Here is a 16,331-nt window from a genome sequence, read left to right on the forward strand (position 1 = left end):
GCTTGTTTGTGGGAGCTGGCTTNGACAGGTACACCGAGGTGATGCTATCGCAGGCAAGCCAGCTCCCACAGGAAACAAAGCCAGTGTCGACAGCTCACCTTTCGAACTTACCGTGACCGAGTCCTGACGATGAACACTGAATTTCGCAAACCACTCCCCGGCAGCCGCCTGGATTTCTTCGACGCCCGTGCGGCTGTCGAGGCAATCACCCCCGGCGCCTACGCCACGCTGCCCTACACCTCGCGCGTGCTCGCCGAGAACCTGGTGCGCCGTTGCGACCCGGCCACCCTCGACGCGTCCCTGAGCCAACTGATCGAGCGCAAGCGCGACCTCGACTTCCCGTGGTTCCCGGCCCGCGTGGTGTGCCATGACATCCTCGGCCAGACCGCTCTTGTCGACCTCGCCGGCCTGCGCGATGCCATCGCCCAGCAAGGCGGCGACCCGGCGCAGGTCAACCCGGTGGTGCCCACCCAACTGATCGTCGACCACTCCCTGGCCGTCGAGGCCGGTGGCTTTGACCCGCAAGCCTTCGAAAAAAACCGCGCCATTGAAGACCGTCGCAACGAAGACCGCTTCCACTTTATCGAGTGGACCAAAAAGGCCTTCAAGAACGTCGATGTGATCCCACCGGGCAACGGCATCATGCACCAGATCAATCTGGAGAAAATGTCTCCGGTGATTCAAGTGCGTGACGGTGTGGCCTTCCCGGATACCTGTGTCGGCACCGACAGCCATACGCCTCACGTAGACGCCCTGGGTGTGATCGCCATCGGCGTCGGTGGCCTGGAAGCCGAGAGCGTGATGCTCGGCCGCGCGTCGTGGATGCGCCTGCCGGAAAGCGTTGGCGTGGAATTGACCGGCAAGCTGCAACCGGGCATCACCGCCACCGATATGGTGCTGGCGCTCACCGAATTCCTGCGCCAGCAAAAGGTGGTCGGCGCCTGGCTGGAGTTCTTCGGCGAAGGGGCCTCGGCACTGACCTTGGGTGACCGTGCCACCATCTCCAACATGGCCCCGGAGTACGGCGCCACCGCCGCGATGTTCTACATCGACGCGCAAACCATTGCCTACCTCAAACTCACCGGTCGCGAAGACGAACAAGTCGCCCTGGTCGAGCAATATGCACGCCACACTGGCCTGTGGGCAGACGACCTGAAAGGCGCGCAGTACGAGCGCAGCCTGAGCTTCGACCTCTCCAGCGTCGTGCGCAACATGGCCGGCCCGAGCAACCCCCATGCCCGCCTGGCCACCCGCGACCTGGCGTCGAAAGGAATTGCCGGCCAATGGGATGACGTGCCGGGGCAAATGCCCGACGGCGCAGTGATCATCGCCGCCATCACCAGTTGCACCAACACCAGCAACCCGCGCAACGTGATCGCCGCCGGCCTGTTGGCACGCAACGCCAACAAGCTGGGGCTGACCCGCAAACCGTGGGTCAAGTCGTCCCTGGCGCCGGGCTCGAAAACCGTGGCCATGTACCTGGAAGAAGCCGGACTGGGCCATGAGCTGGAAAAGCTCGGCTTTGGCGTGGTGGCCTTTGCCTGCACCACCTGCAACGGCATGTCCGGCGCGCTCGACCCGGTGATCCAGCAAGAGATCATCGACCGCGACCTTTACGCCACCGCAGTGTTGTCGGGTAACCGCAACTTTGACGGGCGCATTCACCCTTACGCCAAGCAAGCGTTCCTGGCGTCGCCGCCGCTGGTGGTGGCCTATGCGATTGCCGGTACCATCCGTTTCGACATCGAAAAGGACGTGCTCGGCCTGGACGCCGACGGCAAGGAAATCCGCCTGCAAGACATCTGGCCGAGCGATGAAGAGATCGATGCGGTGGTCAAGGCTTCGGTGAAACCCGAGCAATTCCGTGCGGTGTATATCCCGATGTTCGCCATCCACGAAGACACCGGGCCCAAGGTCACGCCGCTGTACGACTGGCGCCCACAAAGCACCTATATCCGCCGCCCGCCGTACTGGGAAGGCGCGCTGGCCGGTGCACGGCCGCTCAAAGGCATGCGCCCGCTGGCGGTGCTGCCAGACAACATCACCACGGACCACCTGTCGCCGTCCAACGCGATCATGCTTGACAGTGCCGCCGGTGAATACCTGGCGAAAATGGGCTTGCCGGAAGTCGACTTCAACTCCTACGCGACCCACAGGGGCGACCATTTGACGGCGCAGCGCGCCACCTTCGCCAACCCGAAACTGTTCAACGAAATGGTGCAGGAAAACGGCAAGGTCAAGCAGGGCTCTCTTGCGCGTATCGAGCCGGAAGGCAAGGTCACGCGGATGTGGGAAGCCATCGAGACTTACATGGAGCGCAAGCAACCGCTGATCATCATCGCCGGCGCCGACTACGGCCAAGGTTCGTCCCGTGACTGGGCGGCCAAGGGCGTACGCCTGGCCGGTGTGGAAGCGATTGCCGCCGAAGGCTTCGAGCGCATCCACCGCACCAATCTGGTGGGCATGGGCGTGTTGCCCCTGGAGTTCCTGCCGGGCACCGACCGCCACACCCTGCAAATCGACGGCAGTGAAACCTATGACGTGGTCGGCGAGCGCACCCCGCGTGCGCAACTGACCCTGGTGATCAATCGCAAGAATGGCGAACGTGTCGAGGTGCCAGTGACCTGCCGCCTGGACACCGCCGAAGAAGTGTCGATCTACGAGGCCGGTGGCGTGTTGCAACGTTTCGCCCAGGACTTCCTGGAATCAAAGGCGACCGCCTGAAGAGGATAACCATGGCACACGTAGCGCAAATCAAGATCCCCGCCACCTACATGCGTGGCGGCACCAGCAAGGGCGTGTTCTTCAGCCTCCAGGACCTGCCCGCAGCGGCGCAGGTGCCGGGCCCTGCACGCGACGCCTTGTTGCTGCGGGTGATCGGCAGCCCCGACCCCTATGACAAGCAGATCGACGGCATGGGTGGGGCCACCTCGAGCACCAGCAAGACCGTGATCCTGGCCAAAAGCAACTGCGCCGATCACGACGTGGATTACCTGTTTGGCCAGGTCTCCATCGACAAGCCATTTGTCGATTGGAGCGGCAACTGCGGCAACCTGTCGGCGGCGGTGGGTTCGTTCGCCATCAGTGCCGGCCTGGTCGATGCGGCCCGCGTACCCCATAACGGCGTGGCCGTGGTGCGGGTGTGGCAGGCCAATATCGGCAAGACCATCATCGCCCACGTGCCGATCACTGACGGCGCGGTGCAGGAAACCGGCGACTTTGAACTGGACGGCGTGACCTTCCCGGCCGCCGAAGTGCAGTTGGAATTCATGGACCCGGCGGCGGAAGAAGAGGGCGGTGGTGGTTCGATGTTCCCCACCGGCAACCTCGTCGACGACCTGGAGGTACCCGGCGTCGGTACCTTCAAGGCCACGTTGATCAACGCCGGTATCCCGACGATTTTCATCAACGCCCAAGACCTGGGCTACACCGGTACCGAGCTGCAAGGCGCGATCAACAGCGACCCCAAGGCCCTGGCGATGTTCGAGACCGTACGGGCGTATGGCGCGTTGCGCATGGGCCTGATCAAACACCTGGACGAAGCCGCCCAGCGCCAGCACACGCCCAAGGTGGCGTTCGTCGCCAAGCCAGCCGATTACGTGGCCTCCAGCGGCAAGGCGATCAAGGCCGGCGATGTGGACCTGCTGGTGCGCGCCTTGTCGATGGGCAAACTGCACCACGCGATGATGGGCACCGCGGCGGTGGCGATTGGCACCGCCGCGGCGATTTCCGGCACCTTGGTCAACCTGGCGGCGGGCGGCGTAGAGCGCAATGCCGTGCGCTTCGGGCACCCGTCCGGCACTTTGCGCGTAGGCGCCGAGGCCAGCCAGGTGGACGGTGAATGGGTGGTGAAGAAAGCCATCATGAGCCGCAGCGCACGGGTGTTAATGGAAGGCTATGTGCGCATCCCCGGCGACGCTTTCTAGCTTGATCGTTCCCACGCTCCGCGTGGGAACGCCGCCTGGGACGCTCTGCGTCCTGCTGTGACGCACAGCGTCACGGGATGCATTCCCACGCGGAGCGTGGGAACGATCAAATCAACCTTGACCTTGAGGAACAACCCCACCTTTTAGGAGAACTGCCATGAGCGCCAACGTCGACCAGAACAACCGCCCCGACTACGACCCGGTTTTGCAGGGCATCGCCGACTACGTCCTCAACTACCGCATTGACTCCCAGGACGCCCTGGACACCGCCCGCAACTGTCTGATGGACACCCTCGGCTGTGGCCTGCTGGCCCTGCGCTTCCCCGAGTGCACCAAGCACCTGGGGCCGATGGTCGAGGGTACCGTGGTGCCGTTCGGTGCACGGGTGCCGGGCACTTCGTTTCGCCTGGACCCGGTCAAGGCCGCCTGGGATATCGGTTGCATCGTGCGCTGGCTCGACTACAACGACACCTGGCTTGCCGCCGAATGGGGCCACCCTTCAGACAATCTTGGCGGCATCCTCGCCGTGGCCGATCACCTGTCGCAAAAGCGCCTGGCCAATGGCGACGCGCCGCTGACCGTGCGTGCAGTGCTGGAAGCGATGATCATGGCTCACGAAATCCAAGGCGTGATTGCCTTGGAAAACTCCTTCAACCGGGTAGGCCTCGACCATGTGTTGCTGGTGAAAGTCGCTACCACGGCGGTCACCGCCAAGCTGATGGGCGCCAACCGCGAGCAGTTGCTATCGGCGTTGTCCCACGCTTTTGTCGATGGTCAGGCGCTGCGCACCTATCGTCATGCACCGAATGCCGGCTCGCGCAAATCCTGGGCGGCGGGCGATGCGTCGAGCCGCGGCGTGCGCCTGGCAGACATCGCCCTGCGTGGCGAAATGGGCATCCCCGGCGTGTTGAGTGCGCCGCAGTGGGGCTTCTATGACGTGCTGTTCAGCCACACCAACAAGGACCTGGCGCTCAAGCCCGAGGACAAGCGAGCTTTCAGCCTGCCCCAAGCCTACGGCACCTATGTGATGGAAAACGTGCTGTTCAAGATCAGCTTTCCGGCCGAGTTTCACGCGCAAACCGCCTGTGAAGCGGCAGTCGCCCTGCATCCGCAGGTCAAGCATCGTTTACATGAAATCGACCGTATCGTGATCACTACCCATGAGTCGGCGATTCGCATTATTTCCAAGGTCGGCCCATTGGCGAATGCCGCCGATCGCGACCACTGCCTGCAATACATGACCGCCGTGCCCTTGGCGTTCGGCAATCTGGTGGCCGAGCAGTATGAAGATGATTTCCACGCGGCCCACCCGATCATCGATGAGCTGCGCGACAAGATGGTCGTCATCGAAGACCCGCGCTACAGCCGCGAATACCTGGAGGCCGACAAGCGCTCGATTGCCAACGCGGTGCAGGTGTTTTTCACGGATGGCACCTGCACCGAGCAGGTGGTGGTGGAGTACCCGATTGGCCATCGCCGCCGTCGGGTGGACGGCATTCCACTGCTGGAAGACAAGTTCAAGGCCAACCTGGCCACGCGGTTCACCGCGCAACGCAGCGCCGAAATCTTTGCGTTGTGCAAGGATCAGGCACGGCTTGAGGCTACTCCAGTCAACCGTTTCATGGACCTGCTCACTATCTGAAAAACAGCACAGTCACTGTAGGAGCGAGCTTGCTCGCGAAAAACGTCAACGATNCCTGAGTAAGCGCGGCGCCTATGGGTTTTTCGCGAGCAAGCTCGCTCCTACAGAGGCAATGACGCAGGCTCAAGCGTGTCCAAACCGCAGTATCACCCGGCGGTTGTGCTTGCTCTTTTTCTCGATCTTCTCGCAGAACACCCGACCGATTTCCTCGGTATTGAGCACATGGGTACCGCCGCAGGGCTGGATATCGATGCCGGGGATTTCAATCACCCGTACCGAACCGGAGACCACCGGCGGCGCAACCGCCTGAGTGCGGGTGATCTGCAGCAGGGTCGCGTACTCGGTGGCAGGCATCGACAGCGTTTTCACCGCGTGGGCCTGCTCGATCAGGGCGTTGAGGTCACGGGTGAGGCCGTCTTTGTCCAGGGTCATCTCCGGCAGGTCGAAATCCAGTCGGCCTTTATCCGCACTGATGCTGCAACCGGTCACGGGCGCGTCGATGAGGGAGCACAGCAAGTGCAGGCAAGTGTGCATCTTCATGTGCTGGTAGCGCCGCTCCCAATCCAGCCCGGCGTCGACCTGGACGCCAGCGGCCAACTGTTCGGGGCAATGGTCTACCTGATGCCAGATGATCGAGCGCAACACCGGATCGCGCACGGTGCCTGTCACCTCGACCCGTGTGCCATCGGCCAGGGTGAAGTGGCCGGTATCGCCTGGTTGCCCGCCGCCGGTGGGGTAGAACAGGGTGTGCTCCAGGGCGATACCTTGTTCGCTGACGGCAATCACCCGGGCGCTGAAGGCGTTCTGGTAGGGCGCGCTGTCAAACAGCGCCAGGGTTTCCATGGTATGCACGGACATGTTCAACCTCCGACGATCAATGGGGTGGCTTGCAAGAGGTGGCGCACCAGTGCGCTCAAGCCAGGGGGAGAGAGCAGGGTGATTTCAAATTCCGGCCCGCACACCTTCAGGTTCAGCGGCAGGCGTGGCAGTTGCTCGTCGTTGTCGAGGCGACGCAGGCGAAACTGCAGGTGGTGCCGCTCTTTCACCGTGGGTTCGAGCATCAGTCCTTGCAGCGGATGAAAGTCGGCGTCCAGCACGGTGACCTTGTGGCCGGCACTCACTTCGCCCACCACGTGCAAGCGCTCATCCAGGGCAAAGGCGCCGAGGTAGTTGCTATGGTCCGATTCATCGTTTTTCTGCAGTTGGATCTGGTTGACCACCTTGACCTTGGTGCCTGCCGGCACGTCCTGGGTAATCACGCAGGAGGGGCTGATAAACACGTTATCGCCGATCGAAACATAGCCCAGCACCCGGGCGCCGGCGCCGACTTCGACGTTGTTGCCCAGGCGCGGGTGGCGTTTGCCGTCCGGGTTGTTGGCAATACCGCGCGCACCCAGGGTCACGCCGCAGAGGATATAGCAGTCGTTGCCGATCACGCAGGTCTCGCCGATGACCGTGCCGTAGCCATGGTCCAGCACAAAGCGCCGGCCGATGCGCGCTGCCGGGTGAATCTCGGCGCCGGAGAGAATCTTGCCCTGGTTACTCAGTTTGAGGGCCATGCGCGAAAAATCGCCGTGGTCAGCGGCCTGGAAATGCCACACCAGGTGCGCAAGGCGGTAGAACAGCACGGCCTTGAACGAGGCGTAGGATTCCAGGATCAACTCACCGCGCCCACGGGACGCGGGGTCGCGATAGGCATAGGCAATCAGGTCCTCGGCCACCGCCTGGGCGGCGGTCTGGATCAACGGTGCCAGGTGCGGCTCCAGCTGCTTCATCTGTCTGGGCGTCAGGGTGGTGATGAGGTGGGTGAGCAACTCATCGTGCAGCTGTTGCATGTCGATAAAGCCCCCCATGGAGACACCCCCGTACATTGAATGGTTGGAAGCCCCGTTATTCGAAACTGGGCAGGTAGCTGTCGGCATTGTCGTAGACCATGGTCAACACCACCGTTTCAGGCGGCAGTTCGGGGGCGAGTTGGGCGATGGCAACCATGTTGGCGGCCGAAGACAGCCCCAGGCTGATGGCATCGGTGCGCATGATGCGTTTGATCATGTCCAGGCAATCGGCGTGCGACACCTTGAGCATGCCGTCGATCACGTCCAGGTTGAGGATGCTGGGGATCAGGCCAATCGACAGGCCCTGGATCCCGTGCGCTGCGTGTTGGTCTTTGAGCAGGTCGCACTCTTCCGGTTCTACACCCATCACCCGCAGCGCCGGCCAGGCGGCCTTGAGGGTTTCGCCGATACCGGTGATGTGTCCACCGGTGCCAATGCCGCTGACGAAGTAGTCCACGCGCTGTTCACCGAAGGCGCGAAGGATTTCCGGGGCGGTGGTGTCGCGGTGGGTTTGGGGGTTGGCGCCATTGCGTTGCTGGTTGAGCATCACATAGTTGGGGTTCTCCAACTGCAGCTCCATGCACTTTTCGCCGTGGGAGTTATTGCCCAGGCGACTGTCGGACAGCACTACCCTGGCGCCATACAGACGCAGCAGTTTCTGTTTTTCCGGGCTGTAGTTGTCAGGGATCACCAGCACTACTTTGTAACCCAGCACATTGCCGGCCATCACCAGGCCAATGCCGGTGTTGCCGCCACTGGGTTCGATGATGGTCTGCCCGGAATCACGGATCAGCACGCCGCGGCGCTCGGCATCCAGGATCATGCCCAGGGCGATGCGCGCCTTGTGGCTGCCGCCGGGGTTGAGGGACTCCAGCTTGGCGTAGACCTCGATGCCGAGGTCTTCGGAAAACTGGGCCAGACGCACGATCGGCGTTTGGCCGATGACGTCGAGAATGGAGTTATGCAGCATCAGCACGTCCCCACTTTCAGTACAACGGCATGTCAGGTTCGACGTCGCGAACCCAATGTTTCATGCCACCCTGGAGGACTTTGGTGTTGGCAAAGCCGGCCGCCAACAGGGTGCTGGCGGCTTGCTCGGCACGGGCGCCTGCGTAGCAGATCAGATAGTGGGTGTTGTCGCGGCTCAGGCTGGCGAGTTGCCCATCCAGTTCTGCCAACGGGATATGCACCACGCCCGGTAATTTGCACACTTCCAGTTCGCTGGCGTCCCGCACGTCGAGCAATACATCGGCGCTGCTGGGGTGTTCGAGCACTTGCTTGAGCACCTGGGGCTTGATGTAGCGTTCCGCGGCCAGGGAGGGCAGGCTCGGTACGGCATCGGCGCAGGTGGCCGGCGCGACGGTTTCGCTATGGCGCAGGTCCGAGCAGCAGGGGCAATCAGCGCGGCGCTTGAAGCGGATTTCGCTGAACTTCATCGCCAGCGCGTCGAAGCGCATCAAGCGGCCGGACAAGGGTTCGCCAATACCGATCAGCAATTTGATCGCCTCGGTGGCCTGGATCATACCGACCACGCCCGGCAACACGCCGATCACACCGCCCGCGCTGCAATTGGGTGCCAACTCTGCGGGTGGGGCCTTGGGGAACAGGCAGCGATAGCACGGCCCACCTTTATAGTTGAGCACGCTGATCTGCCCGTCGAAACGGTAGATAGCGCCGTACACCAAAGGTTTGCCCAACTGCACACAGGCGTCGTTGACCAGGTAGCGGGTGTCGAAATTGTCGGTTCCGTCGATCACCAGGTCATAGGCGCCCACCAGTTCCAGGGCGTTGTCGCTGTTGAGCGCGGTGTTGTACGCGTTGATCTGGATATGCGGATTGAGGTCCAGCAGGCGCTGCTTGGCGGACTCGACCTTGGGCATGCCCAGGGTGCTGTTGCCATGCACAATCTGGCGTTGCAGGTTGCTGCTTTCCACCACATCAAAGTCCACCAGCCCCAGGGTGCCGATGCCGGCCGCGGCCAGGTACAGGCTGATGGGCGAGCCCAGCCCGCCGGTACCAATGACCAGTACCTTGGCTTTCTTCAGGTTCAATTGGCCTTCGCGGCCCACGCCCGGCAGGGTGATGTGGCGCACGTAGCGCTGCACTTCTTCGTTGCTCAGGGTATCGATGTTCATGCCACCTGAGGTGGCGAGCAACACTTCGATCCGGGATTTCGGCGGCAGGGCTTCATCGGCTTCGATCAGCGCCTCCTCGGCGGTAAACAGGAAGTGTTCCTTGAGCTGGTTGTTCTTTTCATGGAACAGGTGCTGACGCAATTGGGGGTGATGGGTGCAGAGATTTTCAATGACTTCGCGCAATGTCGATCCGGCGCCCTCAAGGGTCGATTCCGGCAGCTTGGCCACGCGAACCAGAATGTCGGGGAAAGAGACAGCGTTCATGGACAACTCCGTGTGCAGGTCGTTGAAAGGTTGAAGGGAGAAATGCTTGCCATCCCAGGCAAACAGCTTGGAGCCCAGGGCCTGGCCCTGGCGGACATCCACCACCAAATAGCTGACGGGGAAGATCGGCTCGCCCAGGAACAGTGCCTTGTCCTGGTCTTCGTCACTGAAATAGGCGCCGACATCCGGGTGTGAGTGGTAGATCACCACCACCGGGTTGTCACTGCGAAACGCCTTGTTCATCAGCAAGGTGTCGGCCACCGAAAAGGTGTAGCCATTGGCCGCGCTGCGTGGGTACATCTCGGGGTTCTTGCGGTGCAGCTCATTCTGGATATTGCTGCCCAGGTACACGCTGCCGTCGGCGAAGACGAAACCACAGCACTCCTCGGGGTAGCTGCGGCTGGCGTGGGCGTAGATCTGTTCCAGGGCGGTGGGGCGGAGGACGTCCATGTTTCTCTCGCGTTGGTTGAGGGTCACTTTTTCTTGGCCATGAGTTTTTCGATCGGCAACTTGGTAATCGCAAAGCCGGCCAGCAGGATCGCCGAGTACAGCATCAGGTCGCGGGAAATTTCCACGCCTTCGTACCAGGCTCCGATGATGACCGCGAACACCGGGAAGATGATGAAGACGAACGACAGGATGATCGGGCTCAGGCGCTTGAGCAGCATGAAATACACAATGAACCCACCCACCGAGGCCACTAGCCCCAGGTAGAACAGCGCGCTCCAGGAACGCAGGGTGATGTCGTCGAACGTCGGTGTTTCAAACCACAGGCCGGCCAGGAACAGCATCAGCCCGGCGATGCCGATGGGCAGGGTGTTGTAGGTGATGACGCTGATGGCGCTGCCTTTTTGCTTGGTAATGACATAGCACAAGGCGTGCATGATCGCGGCGCTCAGAATGGCCAGCACCCCGAAGAACTCGGCGTGGTCCAGGTGCAGGCCCTGGCTCTTGATGATCATGTAAAGGCTGCCGAAACCAATGCCGATGCCGACCACCTGGGAAAAATAAATGCGCTCGCGCAAGAACAGCGCCGAGAAGATCAGGATGAACACCGGCATGCAGCTGAACAGCAGGGCGGTGAGGCCCGACGACACATGCATTTCGCCGTAATTGAGCAAATAGTAGGGAACGCTGAAGTAAGACAGGGTCACGAATACGAAGAACCAGCGGCTTTCCCGGGGAAACAGGATCGGCTCACGGCGCACCATGGCAAAACACAGGAACAGCGGAAACGCGATGAGAAAGCGCAGGCCGGCAGATGTCAGCGGCGGCACGCTCTCGACGGCGATCTTGATGCCCAGCCACGTAGTGCCCCAACTCAGGCACACGATCAGGAACATCACGCTGGTCACCAGCCCGGCGAGCCACTGTTTTTGCGTTTTTGTTTTTGCAGTGTTTTCGAGAACGGCGGACATTGGCATCGTTTATTGCTTCCCTGGGCCGAAATTGAACTCTATATTGAACTTGTAATGAGTTATGTTTATCGGCGATTGAACCCGTAAAAGCACACTATTAGGGCGAAAGATGGCTGTCAAAACAAATATTGACATGGTGTCAATTATGCGTGAGGGCCTGTCCAACGGGCAGGGCGTGAAGTACAAGCGCCTGTCTGATGTGATGGAACGGGGCATCCTCGAAGGCTTGATTGAACCGGGACGAAAACTGCCGCCCCATCGGGTGCTTTCCGACAATTTAGGCGTGACCATCGGCACCATCAGCCGGGCTTACGGTGAACTGGAACGCCTGGGCCTGGTGGTTGCACGGGTAGGTGACGGCACCTTCGTGCGCAAGCGTGGGATGGAGCGCCAGCGTGATGAGGGCTTTCGTAATTTCAGCGAGGAGCCGCGCCAGTACTTCGACATGAGCCGCAACATGCACATTCCCGGGCAAGAGACGGTGTTTCTCGCCCAGAGCTTTCAAACCCTGTCGACCAACGCCAAGTTCCTCCAGGACATCAGCGCCTACACCCCCGACGCCGGCCTGCCGCGTTACCGTGAAGCGGGCGCGCAATGGCTGGTGCAGCGCGAGTTTCATCCGATTCCCGAGCAGGTCATCTGCGTCAACGGCGGCCAGCACGGCTTGCTGTGCGCCATGATGGCGTTGCTGCGTGCTGGCGATACGGTGGTCACCGAGCAGTTGACTTATCCCGGGCTGATTACCGCTGCGCGTATGCTGGGGGTGCGGCTGATCGGCCTGGAGATGGATGAGGAAGGCGTACTGCCCACGGCGCTGGATGAGGTCTGTCGCAATCACCGTATTTCGGCGTTGTACTGCACGCCGACTATCCAGAATCCGACCACCGCTGTGTTGTCGGTGGCGCGCCGCGAAGCCTTGGCCAGGGTGTGTCGCGAACATAACCTGCTGATTCTGGAGGACGAAGCCCACGGTGTGCTGGTGGAGGACCGTCCGCCGCCCCTCAGCTATTTCGCGCCTGAGCGTACGATCTTGATCAGCAGCCTGAGCAAGGCGGTATCGGCCGGTTTGCGGGTGGGCTACGTGCATGCGCCGCCGGCGCTGGTCAGCCGCATCTCGGCGGCGCTACGTTCGACCTGCTGGATGGCCACACCTGTGACCCTGGAACTGGCGACCCAGTGGATTGAAAACGGCACGGCGGAATATTTGTTGCGTCAGCAGATCAACGAGATCAGCCGACGCAAGACGCTGGTCGAAGATTTATTGACCGGCCTGGCCTATCGCACCCACCCCAATAGCCCGCACTTCTGGATCGAAGTACCGGAGCCCTGGCGCGCCTCGGAAATCGAGGCGGAGCTCAAGCAGAACAATTACCTGATCGCCACCGCCGAGGCGTTTGCCGTGGGGCAGACGGCGGTGCCGCAGTTTATTCGGGCGAGTATCTGCAACACGTCGGGTGATGATCAGTTATTGCGCGAGGGGTTTGATGCGCTGGCGACGGCGTTGGGGCAGGGGGGCGGACGGTTTCATCTGTAAATCCGCGTTACCGTTGCTCGTTTCCACGCTCTGCGTGGGAATGCATCTTGCGACGCTCCGCGTCGCTATTGCGGGACGCGGAGCGTCCCAGGCGGCGTTCCCACGCAGAGCGTGGGAACGATCAGATCAGGCGACAGAGATCACTTGAAGCGCCGCTCCACACCCTTCTCCACCAGAATCTTCGCCGAAATCTCTTCCACCGAAAAATGCGTGGAATTGATGTGCGCAATATTTTCGCGACGGAACAGATTTTCTACTTCCCGCACTTCAAATTCGCACTGGGCATAGCTGGAGTAGCGGCTGTTGGGCTTGCGTTCGTTGCGGATGGCGGTCAGCCGGTCCGGGTCGATGGTCAGGCCGAACAGTTTGTGTGAGTGCGCGCGCAGGGCGGCGGGCAGGGTCAGGTGTTCCATGTCGTCTTCGGTCAGCGGGTAGTTGGCCGCACGAATACCGAATTGCATGGCCATGTACAGGCAGGTGGGGGTCTTGCCGCAACGCGACACGCCCACCAGGATCAGGTCGGCCTTGTCGTAGTAGTGGGTGCGGGCACCGTCGTCGTTGTCGAGGGCGAAGTTCACCGCCTCGATACGCTCCATATAGTTGGAGTTATGCCCGATGGAATGGGACTTTCCGACGGAATAGGACGAATGTTCACTCAACTCCTGTTCCAGCGGCGCCAGGAAGGTGGAGAAAATGTCGATCATGAAACCATTCGACGTTGCGAGAATCTCACGAATGTCTTGATTGACGATGGTGTCGAAAATGATCGGGCGAAAACCGTCTTTTTCAGCCGCCAGATTGATTTGTTGTACCATGGCCCGCGCTTTATCCACGCTGTCTATATAAGGCCGGGTGAATTTGGCGAAGGTAATGTTTTCGAACTGCGCGAGCAGGCTCTGGCCCAATGTTTCGGCTGTGATGCCGGTGCCGTCGGAAATAAAGAAAGCAGATCGTTTCATTTGAGCCCTGGGCCTTAAGCTGATGGCGAATCTTGGATATGATAGGCGCGATTTTGCCGTCCCGCAGTGGGCCGCATTCTCACTTATTTTCCAGGTCCAGGCCACAAGCGCTGGCGTTAGCTCCTACTGAGCAACCCGCGTCCTGAGCTTTTCCAACACAGAAAGTGGAGAGATCACCTTGGTAGAGTACGTAGTTTCCCTCGATAAGCTCGGCGTCCATGATGTAGAGCATGTGGGGGGCAAGAACGCATCCCTCGGCGAGATGATCAGTAATCTTGCAGGCGCTGGTGTCTCGGTGCCCGGTGGTTTCGCCACCACGGCCCAGGCTTACCGCGACTTCCTCGAGCTGAGCGGCCTCAACGCCCAGATCCACGCCGCGCTGGACGCCCTGGACGTCGATGACGTCAACGCCCTGGCCAAGACCGGCGCCCAGATCCGCCAGTGGATCATGGAAGCCGAGTTCCCCGAGAAGCTCAACGAAGAAATTCGCACCGCCTTCGCCACTCTGTCGGCCGGTAACCCGGACATGGCTGTTGCCGTGCGTTCCTCGGCCACCGCCGAAGACTTGCCGGACGCCTCCTTTGCCGGCCAGCAGGAAACCTTCCTCAACATTCGCGGCGTCGAAAACGTGATCCGCGCGGCCAAGGAAGTGTTTGCCTCCCTCTTTAACGACCGTGCGATCTCCTATCGCGTACACCAGGGTTTCGACCACAAGCTGGTGGCCCTGTCTGCCGGTGTGCAGCGCATGGTGCGTTCGGAAACCGGCACTGCCGGTGTGATGTTCACCCTGGATACCGAATCCGGTTTCCGTGACGTGGTGTTTATCACCGGCGCCTACGGCCTGGGCGAAACCGTCGTACAAGGCGCGGTCAACCCCGACGAATTCTACGTACACAAGGGCACCCTCGAAGCGGGCCGCCCGGCCATCCTGCGCCGTAACCTGGGCAGCAAGGCCATCAAAATGATCTACGGCGATGAGGCCAAGGCCGGTCGCTCGGTCAAAACCGTTGAAGTCGACAAGGCCGAGCGCGCGCGTTTCTGCCTGACCGACGCTGAAGTCAGTGAGTTGGCCAAACAAGCGATGATCATCGAAAAGCACTATAAGTGCCCGATGGACATCGAGTGGGCCAAGGACGGTGACGACGGCAAGCTGTACATCGTGCAGGCTCGCCCGGAAACCGTGAAGAGCCGCACTTCGGCCAACGTCATGGAGCGCTACCTGCTCAAGGAAACCGGCACCGTGCTGGTGGAAGGCCGTGCCATTGGCCAACGCATTGGCGCAGGCAAGGTGCGGATCATCAAGGACGTGTCCGAGATGGACAAGGTCCAGCCGGGTGACGTACTGGTTTCCGACATGACCGACCCGGATTGGGAACCGGTGATGAAGCGCGCCAGTGCCATTGTCACCAACCGTGGCGGGCGTACCTGTCACGCGGCGATCATTGCCCGTGAGCTGGGGATTCCGGCAGTCGTGGGTTGCGGCAACGCCACCCAACTGCTCAAGGATGGCCAGGGCGTGACCGTTTCCTGCGCCGAAGGCGATACCGGCTTTATCTTCGAAGGTGAGCTGGGCTTCGATATCAAGCAAAACTCCATCGACGCCATGCCCGACCTGCCGTTCAAGATCATGATGAACGTCGGCAACCCGGACCGCGCCTTTGATTTTGCGCAGTTGCCGAACGCCGGCGTGGGCCTGGCCCGCCTGGAATTCATCATCAACCGCATGATCGGCGTGCACCCCAAGGCACTGCTGAACTATGACGGGCTGCCGCTGGACATCAAGGAAAGCGTCGACAAGCGCATCGCCGGCTACAACGACCCGGTAGGTTTCTACGTCGAGAAACTGGTCGAAGGCATCAGCACCCTGGCTGCGGCGTTCTACCCGAAAAAGGTCATCGTGCGCCTGTCGGACTTCAAGTCCAATGAATACGCGAACCTGATCGGCGGCAAGCTCTACGAGCCGGAAGAAGAAAACCCGATGCTGGGTTTCCGCGGCGCCTCGCGTTACATCAGCGAAGCCTTCCGTGACTGCTTCGAGCTCGAATGCCGTGCGCTCAAGCGTGTGCGCAACGAGATGGGCCTGACCAACGTCGAGATCATGGTGCCGTTCGTGCGCACCCTGGGCGAAGCGAGCCAAGTGGTGGACCTGCTGGCCGAAAACGGCCTGACCCGCGGCGAGAACGGCCTGCGGGTGATCATGATGTGCGAATTGCCGTCCAACGCCATCCTGGCTGAAGAGTTCCTGGAGTTCTTCGACGGTTTCTCCATCGGCTCGAACGACCTGACCCAGTTGACCTTGGGCCTGGACCGCGATTCGGGGATCATCGCCCACCTGTTCGACGAACGTAACCCAGCGGTCAAGAAGCTGCTGGCCAACGCCATCCAGGCTTGTAACAAGGCTGGCAAGTACATCGGTATCTGCGGCCAAGGCCCTTCGGACCACCCTGACCTGGCCAAATGGCTGATGGAGCAGGGGATCGAGAGCGTCTCGCTGAACCCCGATTCCGTGCTGGAAACCTGGTTCTTCCTGGCTGAAGGCCAAGCGTCCGCCTAAGGTCGCGTGGTCAAAAGTGCCGGTCACTCGTTGCGGGTGACCGGCATTCTTATCTGTACAGGGC

The 16,331-nt window shown here is 61.1% G+C and carries 11 protein-coding genes; 5 read left to right on the top strand and 6 right to left on the bottom strand.

Going from position 1 to position 16,331, the window contains the following annotated elements:
• Positions 1-129 precede the first annotated feature (129 nt).
• The 3 genes from acnD to prpD all read left to right on the top strand — a co-directional run bounded on the left by acnD (position 130) and on the right by prpD (position 5,568).
• On the top strand, positions 130-2,724 hold the full coding sequence (gene acnD / locus ACTJLA_RS10580; RefSeq protein WP_019820558.1) for a Fe/S-dependent 2-methylisocitrate dehydratase AcnD: 2,595 nt from the start codon (positions 130-132) through the stop codon (positions 2,722-2,724).
• A gap of 11 nt (positions 2,725-2,735) precedes the next feature.
• A complete protein-coding gene (gene prpF, locus ACTJLA_RS10585) occupies positions 2,736-3,926 on the top strand; it encodes a 2-methylaconitate cis-trans isomerase PrpF (protein ID WP_314546862.1) in 1,191 nt (396 codons plus the stop codon).
• A gap of 157 nt (positions 3,927-4,083) precedes the next feature.
• On the top strand, positions 4,084-5,568 hold the full coding sequence (gene prpD / locus ACTJLA_RS10590) for a 2-methylcitrate dehydratase (protein WP_089041905.1): 1,485 nt from the start codon (positions 4,084-4,086) through the stop codon (positions 5,566-5,568).
• Positions 5,569-5,691: 123 nt separating this feature from the next.
• Here prpD and ACTJLA_RS10595 read toward each other — a convergent pair whose 3' ends face one another.
• From ACTJLA_RS10595 to ACTJLA_RS10615, 5 genes are read right to left on the bottom strand one after another with little or no spacing between them, the layout of a single operon-like run.
• The gene (locus ACTJLA_RS10595) at positions 5,692-6,426 is read right to left on the bottom strand and encodes an alanyl-tRNA editing protein (protein ID WP_034128353.1); all 735 of its coding nucleotides are present in this window, start codon (positions 6,424-6,426) and stop codon (positions 5,692-5,694) included.
• A gap of 2 nt (positions 6,427-6,428) precedes the next feature.
• Positions 6,429-7,421 carry a serine O-acetyltransferase gene (locus tag ACTJLA_RS10600; RefSeq protein WP_034128354.1) on the bottom strand — a complete coding sequence of 331 codons (993 nt, stop codon included), beginning with the start codon at positions 7,419-7,421 and terminating at the stop codon, positions 6,429-6,431.
• Between the two features lie 37 nt (positions 7,422-7,458).
• Positions 7,459-8,373 (bottom strand): PLP-dependent cysteine synthase family protein, encoded by a 915-nt coding sequence (locus ACTJLA_RS10605; RefSeq protein WP_127881138.1) that lies wholly within the window; start codon positions 8,371-8,373, stop codon positions 7,459-7,461.
• 16 nt (positions 8,374-8,389) lie between these two features.
• The gene (gene moeB / locus ACTJLA_RS10610; RefSeq protein WP_252949679.1) at positions 8,390-10,252 is read right to left on the bottom strand and encodes a molybdopterin-synthase adenylyltransferase MoeB; all 1,863 of its coding nucleotides are present in this window, start codon (positions 10,250-10,252) and stop codon (positions 8,390-8,392) included.
• Positions 10,253-10,275: 23 nt separating this feature from the next.
• Entirely contained in the window at positions 10,276-11,220 is a 945-nt protein-coding gene (locus tag ACTJLA_RS10615; RefSeq protein ID WP_034128416.1) for a DMT family transporter, read from the bottom strand.
• Between the two features lie 109 nt (positions 11,221-11,329).
• Between ACTJLA_RS10615 and ACTJLA_RS10620 the strand changes: the two genes are divergently transcribed.
• Positions 11,330-12,754 carry an aminotransferase-like domain-containing protein gene (locus tag ACTJLA_RS10620; protein WP_034128356.1) on the top strand — a complete coding sequence of 475 codons (1,425 nt, stop codon included), beginning with the start codon at positions 11,330-11,332 and terminating at the stop codon, positions 12,752-12,754.
• 140 nt (positions 12,755-12,894) lie between these two features.
• On the opposite strand, the gene ppsR is transcribed toward ACTJLA_RS10620, so the two are convergent.
• Complete coding sequence (ppsR, locus tag ACTJLA_RS10625; RefSeq protein ID WP_003193298.1) at positions 12,895-13,713, bottom strand: posphoenolpyruvate synthetase regulatory kinase/phosphorylase PpsR; 819 nt, start codon at positions 13,711-13,713, stop codon at positions 12,895-12,897.
• Between the two features lie 178 nt (positions 13,714-13,891).
• Between ppsR and ppsA the strand changes: the two genes are divergently transcribed.
• Positions 13,892-16,267: a phosphoenolpyruvate synthase gene (gene ppsA / locus ACTJLA_RS10630; RefSeq protein ID WP_003193296.1), complete on the top strand. Its 2,376-nt coding sequence runs from the start codon at positions 13,892-13,894 to the stop codon at positions 16,265-16,267.
• Positions 16,268-16,331 lie beyond the last annotated feature (64 nt).

This window comes from Pseudomonas sp. 22072, from assembly GCF_052046095.1.
Taxonomy (GTDB): domain Bacteria; phylum Pseudomonadota; class Gammaproteobacteria; order Pseudomonadales; family Pseudomonadaceae; genus Aquipseudomonas; species Aquipseudomonas paracarnis.

What these genes read in the sequence shown, in the direction of transcription:
- acnD (WP_019820558.1), top strand. Translation starts at nt 130, where the DNA reads ATGAACACTGAATTTCGCAAACCACTCCCCGGCAGCCGCCTGGATTTC.
- prpF (WP_314546862.1), top strand. Translation starts at nt 2,736, where the DNA reads ATGGCACACGTAGCGCAAATCAAGATCCCCGCCACCTACATGCGTGGC.
- prpD (WP_089041905.1), top strand. Translation starts at nt 4,084, where the DNA reads ATGAGCGCCAACGTCGACCAGAACAACCGCCCCGACTACGACCCGGTT.
- ACTJLA_RS10595 (WP_034128353.1), bottom strand. Translation starts at nt 6,426, where the DNA reads ATGTCCGTGCATACCATGGAAACCCTGGCGCTGTTTGACAGCGCGCCC.
- ACTJLA_RS10600 (WP_034128354.1), bottom strand. Translation starts at nt 7,421, where the DNA reads ATGGGGGGCTTTATCGACATGCAACAGCTGCACGATGAGTTGCTCACC.
- ACTJLA_RS10605 (WP_127881138.1), bottom strand. Translation starts at nt 8,373, where the DNA reads ATGCTGCATAACTCCATTCTCGACGTCATCGGCCAAACGCCGATCGTG.
- moeB (WP_252949679.1), bottom strand. Translation starts at nt 10,252, where the DNA reads ATGGACGTCCTCCGCCCCACCGCCCTGGAACAGATCTACGCCCACGCC.
- ACTJLA_RS10615 (WP_034128416.1), bottom strand. Translation starts at nt 11,220, where the DNA reads ATGTCCGCCGTTCTCGAAAACACTGCAAAAACAAAAACGCAAAAACAG.
- ACTJLA_RS10620 (WP_034128356.1), top strand. Translation starts at nt 11,330, where the DNA reads ATGGCTGTCAAAACAAATATTGACATGGTGTCAATTATGCGTGAGGGC.
- ppsR (WP_003193298.1), bottom strand. Translation starts at nt 13,713, where the DNA reads ATGAAACGATCTGCTTTCTTTATTTCCGACGGCACCGGCATCACAGCC.